13 protein-coding genes, 2 tRNA genes and 1 pseudogene are annotated in these 19,003 nt (G+C 60.1%); 5 read left to right on the plus strand and 11 right to left on the minus strand.

Features of this window, described 5'->3' with window-relative positions; genetic code table 11:
* Positions 1 to 58: 58 nt before the first annotated feature.
* The 3 genes and pseudogenes from BLP65_RS01010 to BLP65_RS17375 all read right to left on the minus strand — a co-directional run.
* Positions 59 to 4,684 carry a PAS domain S-box protein gene (locus BLP65_RS01010; RefSeq protein ID WP_092991710.1) on the minus strand — a complete coding sequence of 1,542 codons (4,626 nt, stop codon included), beginning with the start codon at positions 4,682 to 4,684 and terminating at the stop codon, positions 59 to 61.
* The gene (locus BLP65_RS01015) at positions 4,681 to 5,808 is read right to left on the minus strand and encodes a response regulator (RefSeq protein ID WP_092991712.1); all 1,128 of its coding nucleotides are present in this window, start codon (positions 5,806 to 5,808) and stop codon (positions 4,681 to 4,683) included. Before BLP65_RS01015 ends, BLP65_RS01010 begins: the two co-directional genes overlap by 4 nt.
* A 181-nt stretch (positions 5,809 to 5,989) precedes the next feature.
* A pseudogene (locus tag BLP65_RS17375) lies at positions 5,990 to 6,262 on the minus strand (hypothetical protein); the annotation flags it as partial.
* 206 nt (positions 6,263 to 6,468) lie between these two features.
* On the opposite strand from BLP65_RS17375, the gene BLP65_RS01020 reads away from it, so the two are divergent.
* Positions 6,469 to 6,789 (plus strand): hypothetical protein, encoded by a 321-nt coding sequence (locus BLP65_RS01020; protein ID WP_092991714.1) that lies wholly within the window; start codon positions 6,469 to 6,471, stop codon positions 6,787 to 6,789.
* A 97-nt stretch (positions 6,790 to 6,886) separates the two neighbouring features.
* Here BLP65_RS01020 and BLP65_RS01025 read toward each other — a convergent pair whose 3' ends face one another.
* The 3 genes from BLP65_RS01025 to BLP65_RS01035 all read right to left on the minus strand — a co-directional run bounded on the left by BLP65_RS01025 (position 6,887) and on the right by BLP65_RS01035 (position 7,822).
* Complete coding sequence (locus tag BLP65_RS01025) at positions 6,887 to 7,336, minus strand: DUF1249 domain-containing protein (protein WP_092991716.1); 450 nt, start codon at positions 7,334 to 7,336, stop codon at positions 6,887 to 6,889.
* A gap of 309 nt (positions 7,337 to 7,645) precedes the next feature.
* A tRNA-Arg gene (locus BLP65_RS01030) sits at positions 7,646 to 7,722 on the minus strand.
* A 24-nt stretch (positions 7,723 to 7,746) separates the two neighbouring features.
* A tRNA-Ala gene (locus BLP65_RS01035) sits at positions 7,747 to 7,822 on the minus strand.
* A 319-nt stretch (positions 7,823 to 8,141) separates the two neighbouring features.
* Here BLP65_RS01035 and BLP65_RS01045 point away from each other — a divergent pair.
* The 4 genes from BLP65_RS01045 to BLP65_RS01060 are packed head-to-tail and all read left to right on the plus strand — an operon-like array spanning position 8,142 to position 15,019.
* Positions 8,142 to 9,527, plus strand: coding sequence for a KamA family radical SAM protein (locus BLP65_RS01045; protein ID WP_245688192.1), 1,386 nt, complete (start codon positions 8,142 to 8,144; stop codon positions 9,525 to 9,527).
* Positions 9,528 to 9,540: 13 nt separating this feature from the next.
* The gene (locus tag BLP65_RS01050; RefSeq protein WP_092991720.1) at positions 9,541 to 10,455 is read left to right on the plus strand and encodes a PfkB family carbohydrate kinase; all 915 of its coding nucleotides are present in this window, start codon (positions 9,541 to 9,543) and stop codon (positions 10,453 to 10,455) included.
* Complete coding sequence (locus BLP65_RS01055) at positions 10,455 to 12,605, plus strand: HAD-IIB family hydrolase (RefSeq protein WP_092991722.1); 2,151 nt, start codon at positions 10,455 to 10,457, stop codon at positions 12,603 to 12,605. The genes BLP65_RS01050 and BLP65_RS01055 overlap by 1 nt, the downstream gene beginning before the upstream one ends.
* Positions 12,602 to 15,019: a sucrose synthase gene (locus tag BLP65_RS01060; RefSeq protein WP_245688193.1), complete on the plus strand. Its 2,418-nt coding sequence runs from the start codon at positions 12,602 to 12,604 to the stop codon at positions 15,017 to 15,019. Before BLP65_RS01055 ends, BLP65_RS01060 begins: the two co-directional genes overlap by 4 nt.
* On the opposite strand, the gene BLP65_RS01065 is transcribed toward BLP65_RS01060, so the two are convergent.
* The 5 genes from BLP65_RS01065 to BLP65_RS01085 form a co-directional block, all read right to left on the minus strand.
* Entirely contained in the window at positions 15,016 to 16,296 is a 1,281-nt protein-coding gene (locus BLP65_RS01065) for a diguanylate cyclase (RefSeq protein WP_175452389.1), read from the minus strand. The two genes, BLP65_RS01060 and BLP65_RS01065, sit on opposite strands and share 4 nt — an antisense overlap.
* Positions 16,297 to 16,728: 432 nt before the next feature.
* On the minus strand, positions 16,729 to 17,073 hold the full coding sequence (locus tag BLP65_RS01070; protein ID WP_092991726.1) for a PilZ domain-containing protein: 345 nt from the start codon (positions 17,071 to 17,073) through the stop codon (positions 16,729 to 16,731).
* 65 nt (positions 17,074 to 17,138) lie between these two features.
* Positions 17,139 to 17,759, minus strand: coding sequence for a response regulator transcription factor (locus tag BLP65_RS01075; protein WP_092991728.1), 621 nt, complete (start codon positions 17,757 to 17,759; stop codon positions 17,139 to 17,141).
* Between the two features lie 312 nt (positions 17,760 to 18,071).
* Positions 18,072 to 18,485, minus strand: a complete 414-nt coding sequence (locus BLP65_RS01080) for a response regulator (protein ID WP_092991730.1) — start codon at positions 18,483 to 18,485, stop codon at positions 18,072 to 18,074.
* A 25-nt stretch (positions 18,486 to 18,510) separates the two neighbouring features.
* Positions 18,511 to 18,939: a response regulator gene (locus tag BLP65_RS01085; protein ID WP_092991732.1), complete on the minus strand. Its 429-nt coding sequence runs from the start codon at positions 18,937 to 18,939 to the stop codon at positions 18,511 to 18,513.
* Positions 18,940 to 19,003: the final 64 nt, after the last annotated feature.

Raw genomic sequence — 19,003 nt, forward strand, 5'->3', positions numbered from 1 at the left:
GATCCGTCGATTATTTCGGAAAGGCGTTGCACCGATGGGCTTCGGGGAGACTTTCTGTTCAACGCGGCATGCCCGCACGTGCCCGCCTGAGCGTTTCCAGCGCCTCGGGATAGAGGAAGCCTCCGATCTGCCGTTCCAGGTCTTCCCCCACCGGGCCGAGCACGGCCTTGAGCAGGGCGGTATTCTGCTCGAACAGGGTGTTGGCTTCCATGCTTGATTCCGCAAGCATCGACTCCAGCTCGTCCAGCAGCCGATTTACGGCCGCCCTATCCACCGCCACCGTGGCGGCTTCCGCGGGCTCGGGAAGGGTGGCGAGGATCGCCGTCGCCAGCCGCTGCAATTCACTTTCCGTCTCGCCGATCAGCGGTTCTAGCTCCTCCGCCGCGCGGCCCGCCTTGAATGCTGCATCCAGGTCGGTCGCCAGGCGTCGGGCTACCGTCATGCCGAGATTGCCCGAGGCGCCCTTGAGCGTGTGAGCAATGCGTCGTGCTTCCTCGCGCTCGCCGGCGGCCAGTCGTGCGCGCAGTCTCACCATGTCGTCCGCGTGGTCGGTGGCGAAGCGGCGTAGCAGGCGCAGGTAGGCAGCAGTGTTACCGTTCAGCGTTTTCAGGCCCTGCGCCGTGTCGAGGCCCGCGATCTCCGGCAGTTCGGCCGCTTCCGCAACAGTCGGCACCGACGGGACGGAGCCAGCCGGATCTGCCGGATTGGTGGGGGCGGTATTTGCCTGTCGCGGCAACCACTTGAGGAGCGTGGCGAACAGCGCCGCCGGATCGACCGGCTTGGCGATGAAATCGTCCATGCCTGCCGCCGTGCAGGCGCGGCGGTCCTCATCGAAGGCATTGGCGGTCATTGCCAGAATGGGCGACGCTTCACGGCCCGGCAGGGCACGGATCGCGCGCGTCGCTTCGAGTCCATCCATGCGGGGCATCTGCACATCCATCAGGATCAGCGCGTAATCGTTGTCCCGTGCCTTGTTTAGCGCCTCGACGCCATCCGCAGCCGTATCTACCGCCAATCCGACGGAATGCAGGAGTTCCAGCGCCACCTCGCGGTTAATCGCATTGTCCTCGACCAGCAGCAACTTCGCGCCGCTGTGACGCTGGCGCAGTTTCGTTTCGACGTCGGTTTCTATTGCCGCCTCGGCTGGCATCACCCCGTGGCCGCGTTGCAAGTGGGCTGTAAACCAGAAGGTGCTACCGGCGCCCGGTGTGCTCTCGGCGCCGACTTCCCCGCCCATCAGGTTCACCAGGCGGTGAGTGATGGCCAGGCCGAGGCCGGTTCCGCCATATTTGCGCGTAGTCGAGGCATCGGTCTGCTCGAAGGCCTGGAACAGCCGGGATAGTTTTTCGGGAGCAATGCCAATGCCGGTGTCCTGCACCTCGAAGCGCACCGTGAGCCGGTCACCGGTCTGTTCCAGCAGTTTGGTGCGAAGGGAAATCGTGCCGCGCTCGGTGAACTTGACGGCGTTGCCGGCGTAGTTGAGCAGAGCCTGGCGCAGCCGGGTGGGGTCGCCCCTCAGCCAGACGGGAACGGAATCGCTGTCCACTTCAATGTTCAGCCCTTTCTCCGCCGCCGTTCCGCCGATGAACGAGCGTACATTATCGAGTATCGCGGAAAGATGGAAATTGGTGCTTTCCAGCTGCAGCCGGCCCGCCTCGATCTTTGACAGGTCGAGGATGTCGTTAATGATAGACAGCAGATGCTGGCCGGCGCTGTCGATCTTGGCCAGCCGCTCCGCCTGCTCGGGTGTCGCCCCGGCGCGCTTCATCAGATGAGTGAGGCCAATGATGGCGTTCATCGGCGTCCTGATCTCGTGGCTCATGTTGGCGATGAAGGCGCTCTTGGCCTGGTTGGCGGCCTCGGCCCGCTGTTGTGCCTCGGCCAGTTGCGCGGTGCGCTTCTCCACCAGATCCGCCAGGTGTTCGCGGTGGCGTTCGAGTTCTTCGGCGAGGTGCTTCTTCTTGGTGATGTCCTCCTTCACCGCAAGATAGTGGGTAATGGTGCCGTCGGGCTGGCGAATCGGCGCGATGATGGAATATTCGATGTATTCGCTGCCGTCCTTGCGACGGTTGATGAATTCCCCCTTCCACATCCGGCCGTGGGTCAGCGCGTCCCACAGGGCATCGTAGGTCTCGCACGGCGTCTTGCCCGAGTGCAGGATGCGCGGGTTCCGGCCGATCACCTCCTCGCTGGCGTAGCCGGTAATATCAATGAAAGCGGTGTTGACATACTCGATCTCGGCATCGAGATTGGTGATGACGATACTCTCCGGACTCTGCTCGACGGCCTGGGAGAGCTTGCGGATGCGTTCCTCGGCCTGCTTGCGCTCGCTGATGTCGCGGATCGAGCACAGGATGAGCTGGCGCCCGCCGGTTTCGACGAGGCGGGCGCTGATCTCGACCGGCATGATGGTGCCATCTTTGCAGCGGTGGGCGGATTCGAACACGGCGTGCCCATTTTCCGCCAGTTCCCGGTTGCGGGCCTCGATCCGTTCTGCGTGATCCGCCGCGTCAAGTTCGTGCTGGGTCATCGCCATCAGTTCGTCGCGTGTGTAGCCGCGCGATTTCCAGGCCGCCTCGTTGACATACACGAGCTTGCCGTCGAAATTTGCCACGATGATCGAGTCGGCGGCATTGTCGAGCAACTCTGCGTTCAGCCGCAGACGTTCTTCCGCCGCTTTGTGCTCGCTGATGTCGCGGAAACTCACCACTGCCCCGACCAGCTCGCCATGCTCGTCGCGCATCGGCGTGCTGACATAATCAACCGGGAAGCTGCTGCCATCCCTGCGCCAGAACAAATCGTCGTTGGCACGGTGGGTCATGCCATCACGAAAGGAGGCACGAATCGGGCAATCCTCAGCCGGATAGGGTGTGCCGTCGGCGCGGGTGTGATGGTGCAGGGCGTGCATGGACTGGCCGGCGAGTTTGTCCTGTGTCCATTGCAGCATCTCAACGGCCGCCGGATTGATGAAGGTGGCGCGGCCCTCACGGTCCAGGCCGAAGATGCCTTCGCCGGCGGCGGAGAGGATCAGCGCGTTCCGGTGCTCCATCTGCCTCAGTTCGGCACGGGTGCGTTCGTGCTCGGCCATCGCGCGCTGTGTAGCGATACCGTAGGAAAGGTCAGCCGCTGATTCGCTCAGTATCTCGATCACTTCAGCATCGAAGGCGTCGGTTTCCGTGGCGCAGATGCAGAGTGCGCCGATGACACTGCCGTCCACACGCAGCGGCAGGCCCAGCGCGGAGCCAATGCCGTAGGGCCGCACCAGCTCCCGCCAGTGCGCATAGTCCGGGTCGGTCTGAACATCGCCGCTGACGATGGGAATGCCGCAGCGGGTCGCCGTGCCGGTCGGCCCGCGCCCGGTTTCGGTTTCATCCCAGGTCATGTCGAGTTCGGCGAGAAACTCGGCCGTAGCGCCCCAGGAGGCGACCACCTCGATGCGCCTGTCGGTGCGCGCATAGCCCACCCAGACCATACGGTAACCTCCAGCCTCGACGATGGCGCGGCACATCTGCTCGATCAGGGCATTTTCATCCGTGACATTCAGCAGGACCCGGTTGCCGGCGGAGAGGACACGCAGGGCCTGGTTGGCTCGGATGAGTTTGCGATCACGCTCTTCGATGGCTGCCGCGGTGTCATCGATGGTACGGGACAGTCGCCCGATCTCGTCGTCGCCATGCGGTAAACCGGTTCGCACGCCATAGTCGCCAGCGCTGAAATGTGCCGCCACATTCGACAGCTTCAGCAATGGACGCAACACCAGTCGGTTACCACCCCAGACAACCAACCCCAAGGTAGCGATGAGCACCGCAAACGCAATGGCCAGTCCATTCCAGAGTTCCCGGTACACGGGGGCATGGATCAGCGCCTTTGGCACCGTGAGCGACAGAGTCACGGGGCCGGACACCGTATCCAACAACCGGGCATGGGCGAATATCCTGGGTTCTCCATCCGGGCCGATGTTTTCCAACACACCGACTTCACCCGCAGCCTGAATGCGCTGCAATAACGTTCGGTCGTGGATGCTTTTCCCAATCCCGTTCCCGGTATCCGGGTAGCGCACGGCGATGGTCCCCATGGCGTCCATTACCACCAGCCGCGTACCTTCCTGCAGGTCGGCAGCCGAGAGCTCATGCTGCAACCAGGTCAGATCGAGCGCCAGATAAAGCACACCGGTCACGCGCCCACCCCCGTCCCGCACGGCCCTGGCGAAGGTGATCAGTGGCTTGCCGACGATGCGGCCCCGCAGCACTTCGCTAATAACGGTCTTATCCGATTGTAGGGCTTTCCGGAACCACTGGCGGTCGGCAAAATTGACATGATTGACGGGGGGCGCTGCCGCACATCCCGCTTCGCCGTCGGGCTGCACCAAACCGACGTTGATGAACTCCGGTTCCTCTTTGATGAGTGCCTGAAGAAACTGGCTGCACACCTCGACTTGTGTGCCGGGGTGCAGCTCGGGACGTATGATCAGCCCGTTCAGAATGGCGTCGGCCTGCGCAACGATCTGGCGCTGGTGGGCGGCGAGCAGTTGCGCATAGTTCTGCAGATGCCGCACGGTGTTGTGCCTTTTCTCGGCACCGTGGTTTAGCGTGTGCGCGACGATCAGGGCGACCATCGTGGCGAACACCGCCAGCAGGATCAGGGTCAGGCGTCCGCGCAGGCCGAGGGTGAAGGGCAGTTTCATGGCATTGCCTTATCCCGAAATCGGGCCGCCGCGGCGACAAATGCGTCAAAGCAGTCGAGGAAGGCATCCGTGATATCGGGATCGAAATGCTTGCCGCGTTCGCCGACGATGATGTCACGCACCTGCTCGGCCGGTAATGCGGCTTTGTAGACACGGCACGAGATGAGCGCATCGAAGACATCGGCCAGCGCCATCAGCCGGGCCGGGACAGGGATTGCATCGCCAGCGAGGCGGTCCGGATAGCCGCTGCCATCCCACTTTTCGTGGTGCCAGTGGGCGATCTGCCGGGCGAAATCGAGAAAATCGATGTGGTGGTCAACCCGACGCAAAGCTCGCTCGATGGCCTCGGCACCCAATTGGGCGTGGGTCTGTATGACCGCACGCTCCGCCTCGGTCAGCTTGCCGGGCTTCAGCAAAATATGATCCGGGATTCCGACCTTGCCGATATCGTGCAGCGGCGCGGACTTGTACAGCAGTGTAATGGTCTTGTCAGTCAGAAAACCGGAAAAGCGAGGGTGTGTTCTCAGTCGCTCGGCCAGAATGCGCACATATTCCTGGGTGCGACGAATATGGTTGCCGGTCTCTTTGTCGCGGGTCTCGGCCAGTTCGGCCAAGGCGCTGATGGTAACGTCCTGGGTCACCAGGATGTCATGCATGCGCCGTTCCACCTCGGCTTCGAGAAAGGCGTTCTGGTCAGACAGCCAGTCGCGGGCACGTTTGAGTTCGAGCTGGGTGTGCAACCGCGCCAGCACGATGGATGGGCGAAAGGGCTTGGTGATGTAATCGACCGCGCCAAGTTCGAGGCCCTTTTCCTCGTCCTCGATGGCGTTCAAGCCGGTGACGAAGATAACCGGGATATCACGCGTGGCGGGATCGGCGCGCAGTCGGGCGAGCACGGCGTAACCATCCAGGTCCGGCATCATCACGTCAAGCAGGATCAAGTCAGGTTTTCGGGCACCCGCAGCAATCTGCAGGGCACGCTCACCAGTGGGCGCGGCCAGGACGTCGTATTGCGGCTGGAGCAGGTTGCCGAGCACAGTCAGATTGCCCGGGTCGTCGTCCACGAGCAACAGCCTGTTTCGAATGCTGTTGTTCTTTGCCAACGATGATGCGCCGTATTTCATAACCTACCCACTCCCCAACAAGCCGGAATCTATCTGCTGCAACGGTGTATCTATCACGCTGCAAATTGTTGTTGCCAGCATCTCATCCCCTCAGTACGTCTCGGCTTCAAGCCGGTTGTTGATTCGCTCGCCACCGGCTGCCCTTTGAGCACGACAGGGGCCTTCTTATCCGGGTAATGACGAAAATCGGCTGAAATACCGGCCCAGGAACGTGGGACTTGCCTTTGGTCGTAGTGGTCTACTATGCCTCCCGAGGCTAAAGTGCCTTACACAACGCCAGATCTCTCAATGCGGCGGCGGACCGGATACCAATCCCCGAAACCAGGTCCTGGCGGCGTATCTCCCCGATGAAACGCACGCGCAAACGCCACGAACGCAAGCCGGTCGCGTTCGTGGCTGGATTAGAATCTGCAAGCTGTTCGTTCGACGTCCTGGCTCGTTCGGATTGGCGAATGCTTATGCGAGTTATTACGCAACGTATACGCTCCGTTAGTATCTGTCCATGAGTCTATTTTGATTGGTGTATGTGTCGTATTGTGATAACCACAAGCAGCACGGCGATAAGATCGGTACGGTGTTCAGACTCCAAAACACCAGCTCAAGACATGTCTGCTTGTGCGGGCGGCCGGTTTTTGGGATAAATAGCAGCCGATTTTCGAGATGATTCTGGCCATGAAACCGCCCCGGGCACAAGATTATGTCGCACTGTTGCGGCTGTATCGTACCGATCTCCGTCAGGTGAGAGAGACCGGCGGCAATCGGTTCGAACTGCTTTTCCTGCAAGTCATTCGCCTCCTTGAAGAACCGTCTCCGTTTAATCAGACGCTGCCGACCCCGTTCCTGGATGTGGCACGGCGTTATAGCCGCGGCGAGCTTCACACGAAATCCCACTTCGCGCAGGACGAAAACCGACAGTTTTTCCTCAGCGATCTCTACGATTATTTGAGAATACAGACCGGCCCAAACAAACGTAAGGCGTAGGGGACCTTGATCAGCTTGAACAGCTTTCCGATTGAGGGGGTTGGGGTTACGCCGTTGGTGGGCTCAGACGGGGAGTGATCGTTTCGGCGGACGAACTTCAGGCGTTGGTGATTCCGGGGCTGCTCAGCCGATAGCCGTTGCGTAGACAGTGGCGTAGCAAATCGTGCAGCAGATAATTGACCTGACGCTTTTCGTCACGATGAAAGCGCCCGTGGTCAGTGACCTGATAACGGGCAGGAATGCGATCACAACCCTGGTAGCCCATTACCTCCATGACACCCGCATCATCGTAGATGCGCACCTTCATCGCCAGATCGGAAAGCCACTCACGATCCACGCAAAAGGGCTTGGCGAGCAACAGGGTGGAGGTATACCGGGTCACCTCCAGTACACGCACGCTCAACTCACCCTGGGTGCTATCCGAGGCAAGCAGAAACGTATCTCCCTCCTCCGTCTGTTCCGGCAGGAGATGCAGAAACAACCTGTAGTTCTCCTCATAGATCCACATCGGACTACGGGGAGGTACGCCGACAATCGTATGACTCATTAACGGCACCCGAAGCGTATCGTTCGCCTGCGCTTTGACTTGCGTTCAGTCTAACACACGGCTCGGCACTGCCCACGGCAGAAACCGTGTACTCTGGAAATTACAGGCTTAAACTGCGAACCCGGTCGGGGCGCATCCGAGCTGTGCCCTGTTCCGGAAGGCGAAAATCCGTTTGGCTGAAGGGCTGGCTTGATCAACACAAGATTCGCTTACCTTGAGGACCACGCCGGCTCCCCCGGGTTCAATCTGTCGCCGCAAGGAAAAGCCTGCGCCGGCAGGTGGAGTAGCAAAGCGAAAAGCAAAGGAAAATGGCGTCCCGAGCAGGATTCGAACCTGCGACCCTTCGCTTAGGAGGCGAATGCTCTATCCTACTGAGCTACCGGGACGAAAGGGAGGGTTACTGGATTATCTGGTGGAGCCGAGGGGAGTCGAACCCCTGACCTCAGCAGTGCGATTGCTGCGCTCTCCCAACTGAGCTACGGCCCCGCAATAGCCTGACATTCTAGCATTTGCTGGAGAAACGATGCCATAGGCGCAGGCAGCCGCCGCGAGGCCACGCTGAAATTCGCCTTGAAAAGATGCCAAGCGGCTCTTTCCGGCACGAAAGAGCCACGCTTTGCAAGACCTATTCCCGCAGTTTTCAGAAGGGCGCTTTTTTGCTTCTGCCTCCCCTTTTTTGTTATAAACACACTCTCTCCTGCCAAGGGCGGGACGTTCGGTTTTTTCAAAAAATCTCTTCCCGTGATTCTCTGCCGTCCCACAGGCATTGTCAGTCAATCTTTCGAGCCCGGATTTTTCTCGCTTTATGACCAAGATAGCAGCAGCACAGATCAAACGACCGTCCGTCGTGCCGGAAGGGTTTTTCGGCTCGAACGAGCGCTTCAAGGTATACACCGAACGGCACATCGATCAGATCCCGCAGATCCAAAACCTGCCGCAGGAGCAGCGATTCGCGATGCGTGTGGTGGCCAATGTCCTGCCGTTTCGCGTCAACCAGTATGTCATCGAAGAACTTATCGACTGGAGCAGTATCCCCCAGGACCCGCTGTTTCAACTCACATTCCCGCAGCCGGGAATGCTGACACCCGAACAGTTCGAGCGTATGGCCGACCTGCTCCGGAAAGGCGCCGACCGCACCGTCATCCGGGAGACTGCCAGCGCCATACGGGATGAACTGAACCCCCACCCTGCCGGACAACGGGAGCTGAACGTCCCCACGGTGGGCGACGAAAAGGTCGAGGGTATACAGCACAAGTACCGGGAAACGGTGCTCTTCTTCCCCAGCCAGGGACAGACCTGCCACTCCTACTGCACCTTTTGCTTTCGCTGGGCGCAGTTCATCGGCGACAAAGAGTTGCGTTTTGGCACCAACGAGGCGAGTCAGCTGCACCGTTACCTGGGCGAACATACCGAAGTTACCGATCTGCTCATCACCGGAGGCGACCCGATGGTGATGAAAACCAGGCACTTCAAGGCCTATCTGGAGCCCCTGCTGGAACCGGCCTTCGACCACGTTACCAACATTCGTATCGGCACCAAGGCCCTCTCCTTCTGGCCGCAGCGTTTTGTCACTGATGATGACGCCGAAGAACTCCTCGATCTGATTAAAAAGGCCGTGGAAGCGGGCAAACAGGTGGCATTCATGGCCCATTTCAACCATTGGCGTGAGATGGAGACGGAGATCTGTCATGAGGCGATTCGCCGCATACGCGCTACCGGAGCCATCATCCGCAGCCAGTCGCCACTTATCCGCCATATCAACGATGATGCCGATGTCTGGGCACGCATGTGGCGGACACAGACCCGCCTGGGAGTCTATCCTTACTACATGTTTGTCGAACGCGATACAGGGGCAAAACACTATTTTGAATTGCCCCTGACCCGTGCCTGGGAAATCTATCGCGACGCGATGAAGCAGGTTTCTGGCCTGGCCCGCACCGCCCGTGGGCCGAGCATGAGTGCCGGCCCGGGCAAAATCGAGGTCCAGGGCGTTGCCGAAGCGGCCGGTGAAAAGGTCTTTGTCCTGCGCTTTATCCAGGGGCGGAATCCCGACTGGGTTCAGCGTCCCTTCTTCGCCAGGTTCGACCCGGAAGCCACCTGGCTGCACCAGCTGGAGCCGGCCTTTGGCGACGAAAAGTTCTTCTTCCAGGACGAATACGACACGATGTGCCTGGAGGCCATGTCCGACTAGGTAGGGGGGAGTTTTGCGCGAGGAACGATTATCGCAGCAAGGACGGCCCGTCATTTTCGGTGAAGTGCTTTTCGACGATTTCGAGGATCAGGGTGTCGAGGTCCTCGGTGGGGCCCCTTTCAACGTAGCCTGGCATCTGCAGGGCTTTGGTCTGGAACCCGTCTTCATCACCCGCATCGGCGATGACCGACAGGGCCAGCAGGTACACCGGGCCATGACCGAGTGGGGCATGAGCACCAGCGGCCTGCAACTCGACCCGCGACATCCCACCGGCAAGGTCCGTATCACCCTCGAGGCCGGCCAACCCACCTTTTCCGTGCTGCCCGACCGGGCCTACGATTTCATCGATGATAGCGCATCGGCTGCGCTTCCCGAGCGCCCCGCCCTGCTCTATCACGGCAGCCTGGCCGCACGCCATACCACCTCTGCCGCCACCCTCAACCTGCTCCGCGAGCAAGTGGCTGCGCCCCGGTTCGTGGATGTCAATCTTCGGGCCCCCTGGTGGGACAGGGAGACTCTCACCCGGCACCTGACCGGATGCCGCTGGGTCAAGCTCAACGGCGACGAAGTGGCACAACTGGCCGCCCGTCCCGTTCTCGAGGACCATGAGCTACAGGAGGGCGCCGATGCGTTACGCCTGGAATTGGGCATCGAGACACTGATCGTCACCCTCGGTGAGGAAGGAGCTTTCATTCTCGACCGCCACGGAGTTTGGCGGGACCATCCGCCACCGATCACCGATATGGCCGATACTGTCGGGGCGGGAGATGCCTTCAGCGCCGTATGCATTCTCGGCCTGATGCAGGGCTGGCCGCTACCGCAAATACTCCAGCGGGCGTTGGCTTTTGCCGCTGAAATCTGTCATGTCCGCGGTGCGACCATTGCCGACAAGGATTTCTACCAATCGCTGATCGATTCCTGGGAGTGATGAATAATCAAGGTCTCTATATTGCACTGATTAGTGTTCACGGGCTGATTCGCGGCCACAATCTGGAATTGGGCCGGGATGCGGATACCGGGGGTCAAACCACCTATGTGGTGGAGCTGGCCCGGGCATTGGCCAGCCACCCGGAGGTGGCGCGCGTAGACCTGCTGACACGTCGCGTTATCGATCCCAAGGTTTCCCCTGACTACGCCATTCCTCTCGAGCCGATAGCTCCGAACGCCAACATCGTACGCCTCGCCTACGGGCCGCGCCGCTATCTCCGCAAGGAAGTCCTCTGGCCCTATCTCGATTCCATGGCAGACCAGGCGTTGCAGCATATCCGCGAAACGGGGCGTGTCCCCGATATCATCCACTCCCATTATGCCGATGCCGGCTACGTCGGCACCCGACTGGCGGGGCTTCTGGGGGTACCCCTGATCCACACCGGTCACTCGCTGGGCCGCGAGAAGCGACGGCGGCTGCTGGACCGCAATCTGGAGCCCCGGCAGATCGAGAAACATTACAACATCAGCGAACGCATCGATGCAGAAGAGATGGCCATGGATGTGGCCGATCGGGTGATCGCCAGCACCCGTCAGGAAGTGGAGGAGCAATACAGCCTTTACGACAACTATCATCCCCGTCGTATGCGGGTGATTCCTCCCGGCACCGAGTTGAGTCGCTTCCATCCGCCGACCGGCACAGAGGGCAACTCGCGCGTGAAGGGCATGATCGAACGGTTTCTGACCAACCCGGAGAAACCCCTCATTCTCGCCCTCTCGCGCGCCGATGAACGCAAGAACATCCAGACTCTGGTACGCGCGTATGGAGAGAACAAGCAGCTGCGCGATACAGCCAATTTGCTGGTCATCGCTGGTAACCGCGACGATATCGGCTCGATGGAACGCGGTCCCCGCAAGGTGCTCACCGACCTTCTGTTACTCATCGACCGTTATGATCTCTACGGCCAGGTCGCCTATCCCAAACACCACCACGCCGATGATGTCCCGGATTTCTACCGGTTGGCAGCGGAGAGTCACGGTGTCTTCGTCAACCCTGCGCTTACTGAACCTTTCGGTCTGACACTCATAGAGGCAGCAGCCAGCGGCCTTCCGGTCGTAGCAACCAGGGACGGCGGCCCACGCGATATCGTCGGCCACTGCAAGAACGGACTGCTGGTCGATCCGCTGGATAGCGATCGCATGGGGGAAGCCTTGCTTGAAGCCGTCAGCAACCGCAAGCAGTGGGAGTGCTGGTCCGATAACGGCATCAAAGGGGCACATCGGTACTATTCCTGGCACAGCCATGTGGAGCACTATGTCCAGGAGGTGGGAATCGTGCTGGACAAGCACGATAAAGCCCGTCCGGTGCAGCTCCGGACCAGTCGCCTGCCGACCATTGAACGACTGGTGGTCTGCGACCTCAATGACACTCTGCTGGGGGACCCTACAAGCCTCAGGGACCTGCTCGAGGCACTGGAGGAGGCCGGCGACCGGGTAGGGTTCGGTGTCGTCAGCGGACAGCACCTGGAGAGCACACTGGCGGTCCTCGACGAATGGGGCGTGCAGCGTCCCGATCTCGTGGTCACGTTAATGGGCAGTGAGGTTTACTACGGCAACCGCATGGTTGAGGACCACGGCTGGCGGAAACACATCGATTATCGGTGGGATCCCGAGGGTCTGCGCCAGGCGATGGGAGACATCCCCGGCGTACGCCTCCAGGCGGCGGACCGCGACCACAAGATCGATTATTTTATCGATCCCGATACGGCTCCTCCGGTCCGCAAAATTATCCGCTACCTGCGCAATCTCGACCTGCACGCCAATGTCGTCTACTCCCACGAACGGTTTCTCGACTTGCTGCCGATCCGGGCCTCCAAGGGTCTGGCCCTGAGATATGTGGCCGCGAAATGGGGCATCTCTCCGCAGCACATTCTGGCGGCCGGCGATTCTGGCAACGACATCGAGATGTTGCGGGGCGACATCCTCGGGGTGGTAGTCGGCAATCACAGCCACGAACTCGAACGACTGCGGGGCGAGCCGGGAATCTATTTCGCCGAGGCCCACCATGCCGCAGGAGTCCTGGAGGGACTGCACCACTACGCATTCCTCGAGGCCCGCCAACCACCCGTTACGCTGGAGGAGGACGAGTGATCCCCGGTCTCGGAGAGTTCCTCGACAAGTACCGCAATGCCATCTATTCTCTGCTGCGCCACTACGTCGGGCTGGACAAGCCGTTTCTGCTGCGTTCGGAACTGTGGGACGAGTTCACCCGCTTCTGTGAAAAGCGTGAACATCAGCACCTGTGCGACTCCGCCATGGCCCGGGCCATCGGGTTCAGCCAGGAGGCGGTAATCGAGGCCCCATGGGTGTATCTCGCCGTACGGCCACGGATTGCCCGCTGGACCTACCTTCGCTTCCACCTCGATACCCTTGACCACGAAGAGGTAACCACCTCCGAGTTTCTATCTTTCAAGGAGCGCGTCCATGGTGGTGGAGGAAACCAGGAGTGGATGCCCGAGATCGACCTGGGTCCGTTCAACCGCGAATTCCCCCGGCTGAAAGAGCCCCGCTCCATTGGGCGCGGAGTGGAATTCCTCAACCGCCGGCTTTCGTCGCAGCTGTTCCAGGAGATCGGAAAGGGCGATAAACGGCTGCTGGAATTTCTTCGCATGCACCAGTGCCAGGGCCGGCAACTGATGCTGAATGACCGAGTCGCCGATGTGATAGCACTTGGCCACGCACTGCACCGGGCGGAGGAGTATCTGTCGGAGCAGCCGCCCGAAGCCGGATGGGAACGGGTCGGTGATGCGCTTCAGCAGCTCGGTTTCGAGCCCGGTTGGGGGCGCACCGTCGCCCGAATGCGGGAGCAGTTGTCACTGCTGACGGACATCCTGGAGGCACCCGCACCCGAACCACTGGCGCGCCTCCTGGGTGAGATGCCGATGATCTTCAACCTCGCCATCGTGTCGCCCCACGGTTTCTTCGGCCAATCGAACGTACTGGGGCTTCCCGATACCGGTGGCCAGGTAGTGTACATTCTCGACCAGGTACGCGCCCTCGAGAGGGAGATCTTCCGCAGGGTTCGGGACCAGGGTCTGGAGATCGAGCCGCAAATCCTGGTGGTGACCCGCCTGATCCCCGAAGCCGGCAGTACCAGTTGCGATGAACACCTGGAGCGCATCGCCGGCACGCGCAATGCGCGTATCCTGCGCATCCCGTTCCGGGCCGATAGCGGCGAGGTCATTCCGCAGTGGCTCTCCCGTTTCGAGATCTGGCCCTATCTGGAACGTTTCGCGCTGGATGCGGAGCGGGAAGTCCTGGCCGAACTCAAAGCCCGTCCCGACCTGATTATCGGCAACTATTCCGATGGCAGCCTCGTGGCGACGCTACTCTCAGAGCGCCTGCACGTGACGCAGTGCAATGTCGCCCACGCCCTGGAGAAGACCAAATACCTCTATGCGGACCTTTACTGGCGGGAAAACGAGCCCGAGTACCATTTCTCCTGCCAGTTCACCGCGGATCTTATCGCCATGAACGCGGCGGATTTCATCATCACCAGTACCTACCAGGAGATCGCGGGCACTGCAGAGAGTGTGGGTCAGTACGAATCCTACGGCGCCTTTACCATGCCCGGGCTCTATCGCGTGGTGAACGGAATCGACGTCTTTGACCCGAAATTCAATATAGTTTCGCCGGGAGCAGACTCCGATATCTACTTTCCCTATACCGAGACCAAACGCCGGTTACCCGGCCTGCACGAAGAGATCAAACAGCTGGTATTTGGTGATGAGGACAGACCCGACGCTCGGGGTCGATTCAGGGAGATCGACAAACCCGTTATCCTGACAATGGCGCGGCTCGATCCGATCAAGAACATCAGCGGCCTGGTCGAGTGGTATGGTCGTAGTCCGGAATTGCGTGAACAGGCCAACCTGCTGGTCATTGCAGGCCATGTGAATATCGAACAGTCGGGCGACCGCGAAGAGCGCGATCAGATCCAGCGCATGCACCGGCTGATCGATGAGCACGGTCTGGACGGGCAGCTACGCTGGCTGGGACTGCATCTGGACAAACACCTGGCAGGTGAACTCTACCGGTACATCGCCGAGCGACGGGGCGTGTTCGTGCAGCCGGCCCTGTTCGAAGCCTTCGGCCTGACCGTAGTGGAGGCAATGAGCTCGGGCCTGCCGACCTTTGCCACACGCTATGGCGGCCCGCTGGAGATCATCCAGCACGGCCAGTCCGGATTCCATATCGATCCCAACCACGGCGACCGGGCAGCCGAAGAGATCGCCGATTTTTTCTACCGCTGCAAGACAGATCCCGGGTACTGGGAGCAAATCTCTGCAAACGGCTTGCAGCGCATCCATGAGCACTACACCTGGGAGCGCTACGCCAGCCGTCTGCTTTCTCTCTCCTGCATCTACGGATTCTGGAAATACGTGACCAATCTCGAGCGTGACGAAATGCGTCGCTACCTGGAGATGTTCTATGGACTCGCTTACCGAAAGAGGGTGGAAACCGTGCGGAACCCGGCCGTCGATAACCAGTTACCAACCGCCTAGCCGGCCACTACCACCCGGTCACGTCCCGCCCCTTTGGCGCGATACAGCGCGGCGTCGGCGGCGGCAATAAGGGAATCGGTGCCACCCTCTGCGCCGAGTTGGGCCACCCCGACGCTACAGGTTACCGATACCACTCTCCTGTCCGGCAGATAGTAGCGCCTTGCGGCCAATCGTCGACGCAACCGTTCAGCCATCGGCTGGGCTTTTTCAATGGCCGTCTCAGGCAGCACCACTGCAAACTCCTCCCCGCCATAGCGGCTTACCAGGTCCGAAGCCCGGGAAACCTCCCGAATGACTTGTGCGCTGCCGGTCAGGACTTCATCCCCGCTCAGGTGCCCAAAACGGTCGTTGATCTGCTTGAAATGGTCCAGATCCACGAGCATTAGGCAGAGTGGCCGTGAATAGCGGCGTGCCCGGGCAAGTTCCTGCTCCATACGAGCCATCAGGTGCCGGCGGTTGAAAAGGCCAGTCAGCCCGTCCGTGTTGGCCAACCGCTCCATCCGGGCGGCAAGCGTCTTTTCCCTGGTGATATCCCGGTGAGTGGCGACGAAACCTTCGATACCCCGGTGTTCGTCAAAGATCGGGGAGACCGTCAGGGCACTCTCGAGGTCAGTGCCGTCCTTGCGGCAAATGGTGAATTCCCCACGCCATACCTCTCCTGCCGTAATGGTCTGCCAGAGTGAGGCGTAGATTGCCGTCGGAGTGCTCCCGCTCTTCAGCAACCGCGGTGTATGCCCGAGGACTTCCTCCTTGCGATAACCGGTCAGTGCCGTAAATGCAGGATTCACGTATTCGATGCGCCCCCGGGAGTCGGTGACCATCATACTTTCCGCGGCATTGTCGATCGCACGGAGAAGATGGCCCAGCGTTTCGGGCGGTCCCGCAGCAGGAACCCTGCCCGGCCGGGCTACCCGGCCAAGACACCGCCGCAGGCGCTCGGTAGTGAGTTCAGACTTGGAGAGATAATCCACAGCACCACCTTGCAGTGCTTCCACGGCCAGTGCCTCGCCGCCCAGACCGGTAAACATGACGATCGGCGTGGTAATGCCCCGGGCAAGTGCATTCCGGAGCAGGGTCAGCCCATCGCCATCCGGCAGCTGGTAATCAACAAAAGCGCAGTCAAAAGGGCGCTCGGACAGGAGTGACAGGGCCGACCTCTGCGAGCCGACATCATGGACCTCCGCACCCGGCGAAGTCCTGGCCAGCGCGCGGTGCATGGCGATGCGATCACACTCGTCATCATCGACGACGAGCACCGTCAGGTCCTGCTCGCTCATGTTCGGGTTTTTTCTCTCGCTGATCCCGCTACCGGAAGTATCTCCTTGCATCGTAAGGTTAGACGCTCTCCCTGTAGCATGTCGGGTCTCTCATGGGCTCTGCAGTCCAAGCTGATGAATTCTCCCCGCTGTCATTACGAGGAGCCTGAGCGACGAAGTAATCTCCTGCTCCCAAAACCGCAGACTGCCGCGTCGTGAGGGCTCCTCCTGATGAACTTCCCCCCCTGTCATTACGAGGAGCCCCAGCGACGAAGTAATCTCCTGCTCCCAAGACCACAGATTGCCGCGTCGCTGGGGCTCCCCGTAATGACGGCTAGGAGTTCGTCATTGATTCGGGGCCGCACAGCGGCGGGTACGGCTCGCGATGACGGCTAAATATTGGTCACCGATTCGGGGCTGCAAAGCAGCCGGTGGGGCTCTCAATGACCTTCATCACCCGTGAAAGCGCTTGCCTGAGCCGCGCTCGACCCGCGCACCGTAGAGTTCGGAGTACAGCTTCTGTCTTACTGCGGGCGCCGTTTCCTCGAACGCCAACCCCATCTCCCCATGGGCAGTCCAGGCGATCGCCGCCACCAGTGCATATCCCGTCTGGTCATCCCCAGGAAACCGGAAATGGACTTCGACCCGCGCATCTCGCGGAATCATTATGGGACCGGCCTCAATCCCCATTCCACCCGGACCGATATCCCGGACCCGCCCACTGAACAAGCCCAACTGTTCGTACCGGACTACGGCGTGCATTTGGACACGTTTGCGCCTGCCTCTACGATGTTCCATTGCCCCGTCCCGTCGTTAAAGAGCTTCATTTCAACTCCTTCGGGCGGCAATGGAAATCCGGATCATTACGGAGGTGAGAGTCCCTGCGGGCCCGCCTGGAGAACACAGCGCACCAACTCTGCGAGAGAGCCGGCTTCAAGTTTTTCCATAATATGCGCGCGATGGCTTTCTACGGTACGTCGACTGATACCCAGCTCAGAGGCGACTTGCTTGTTGGATTTCCCTGTGACCAGCAGATTCATGACTTCCCGCTCGCGGCCGGTCAAGCGATCAAGCCGACAGGGCCGAATACGCCCCCGTGCCAGCGCCTTGGCACTTTCCAGGCACATCAGGATTCGATCCTCGCCGAGACGGGATTTGGGAAGATAGTCGGCAGCTCCGGCCTTGAGAACCTCCACGGCCAAAAGCTCATCACCATAGCCGGTCAGGATGATAACCGGAGTCGTCAGGCCCTCGCTCCGCACCTGTTGAAGAAGCTCCAGGCCAGAGCGTCCCGGCAACCGGTAATCAACGAAAGCCGCCAGGTATTCGCGCCGCCGCAGCTTTTCCAGAGCCGCCTCGGCTTCGCTTGCCTGATCGATATGGGAGCCCGGAACGGCGCTCTCCAGTGCCCGGCGTATCGTTTCGCGATCAACTGTATCGTCATCCACGATCAATAAGGTGGAAGGTTCGGTATCGGCTTCCATGCCGCCTCGATCCCTCTGCTATGTCCGTTTCGCCCCGCCAGAGAGGGTTCTCCGGCATCCATCAAGGTTCCCTGACTTCCTTTTGCTTCCTGGCCAAGGTTCGCCGGGACCGGTAATTCGACTCAAGAAAAGGAGTCACCTCCTCGCGGGAGTGAACCCTACCTACACCATAGCAGCCTGTCGGCTCGGGTCGTAACGAAAGCAGGCGAGATCGAGCTCTCTTTGAGTCAACAGGCTCGGCATACATCGGAAAACAACGGCGGGGCGTGCGTTTTTCGCGAGTTGCAGGGTGGACATACATGCGTTCGAGCGTTACACGTGCTCACTCAATTGCCAGTAGCGACCAATACTCCCGAAAAGCTCCACCAGCGCCTCATAGGAGACCGGCTTGATAAAATAGCCAGCGACGTTGTATTCAAAAGCCGTCGCCTTGTCCGAGGGCTGGCTCGAAGAGGTTAACGCTACGGTAGGCAACGCTTTTAGTTCTGGATCCGCCCTGAGTTCCTTCAGAAACGCAATCCCGTTCATGCGCGGCATGTTGAAGTCGAGCAGGATGAGTTTGGGGACCAGCTTCGGCCCATTTTTCCCACGTAAAAGCTCCAACGCCTTGTCACCTGACTCGGCCACGTACAGGGGGTTGTCAATGCCGTGCTTTTTGAACGCGCGCTGCACCATCATGACGTCCACTTCGTCATCCTCGACCAGCAAAATGGGCGGCTTGTTCATAGGTATAAATACGACTCCGGATACACTAATGGCGGTCCTGGCGTTTCGGTGAGGGCATATTCAGCCCCAGCCAATAGTCGATTACCTGTTTCAGTGCTTCGGCAAACTCCTTGTAATCGACCGGCTTGCGCACATAGCTGTTTGCCCCCAGATCATAGCTGGTAGTCACGTCTGTCTGTTCGACGGATGACGTGAAGACCACAACCGGGGTGAGGCGGGTACGGTTATCGACTCGCAGTGCCTGCAGAACCTCCAATCCGCCCATCTTGGGCAACTTCAGGTCGAGCAGGATCAGCCGAGGGGGCCGCTCCGAACCGAAAAGGTAGTCCAGGGCCTCACGGCCGTTATGGGCAACGAAGACCTTGTCCTGCAGCCCCCGCGTCCGCAATGTGCGCAAAATCAGCTCTTCATCGTTAGGATCATCTTCGACCAAGAGGATCGAGGGATTCTCCATAGGGTTATGCTCCTTTCCACCAGGAGTTTTCATTTCAACGGATTCGACCACAAACCAACAGGCT

It is taken from the genome of Thiohalomonas denitrificans, from assembly GCF_900102855.1.
GTDB lineage: Bacteria > Pseudomonadota > Gammaproteobacteria > Thiohalomonadales > Thiohalomonadaceae > Thiohalomonas > Thiohalomonas denitrificans.

What these genes read in the sequence shown, in the direction of transcription:
- BLP65_RS01025 (WP_092991716.1), bottom strand. Translation starts at nt 7,336, where the DNA reads ATGAGTCATACGATTGTCGGCGTACCTCCCCGTAGTCCGATGTGGATC.
- BLP65_RS01070 (WP_092991726.1), bottom strand. Translation starts at nt 17,073, where the DNA reads ATGGAACATCGTAGAGGCAGGCGCAAACGTGTCCAAATGCACGCCGTA.
- BLP65_RS01020 (WP_092991714.1), top strand. Translation starts at nt 6,469, where the DNA reads ATGATTCTGGCCATGAAACCGCCCCGGGCACAAGATTATGTCGCACTG.
- BLP65_RS01075 (WP_092991728.1), bottom strand. Translation starts at nt 17,759, where the DNA reads ATGGAAGCCGATACCGAACCTTCCACCTTATTGATCGTGGATGACGAT.
- BLP65_RS01010 (WP_092991710.1), bottom strand. Translation starts at nt 4,684, where the DNA reads ATGAAACTGCCCTTCACCCTCGGCCTGCGCGGACGCCTGACCCTGATC.
- BLP65_RS01080 (WP_092991730.1), bottom strand. Translation starts at nt 18,485, where the DNA reads ATGAACAAGCCGCCCATTTTGCTGGTCGAGGATGACGAAGTGGACGTC.
- BLP65_RS01045 (WP_245688192.1), top strand. Translation starts at nt 8,142, where the DNA reads ATGACCAAGATAGCAGCAGCACAGATCAAACGACCGTCCGTCGTGCCG.
- BLP65_RS01015 (WP_092991712.1), bottom strand. Translation starts at nt 5,808, where the DNA reads ATGAAATACGGCGCATCATCGTTGGCAAAGAACAACAGCATTCGAAAC.
- BLP65_RS01065 (WP_175452389.1), bottom strand. Translation starts at nt 16,296, where the DNA reads ATGAGCGAGCAGGACCTGACGGTGCTCGTCGTCGATGATGACGAGTGT.
- BLP65_RS01055 (WP_092991722.1), top strand. Translation starts at nt 10,455, where the DNA reads ATGAATAATCAAGGTCTCTATATTGCACTGATTAGTGTTCACGGGCTG.
- BLP65_RS01085 (WP_092991732.1), bottom strand. Translation starts at nt 18,939, where the DNA reads ATGGAGAATCCCTCGATCCTCTTGGTCGAAGATGATCCTAACGATGAA.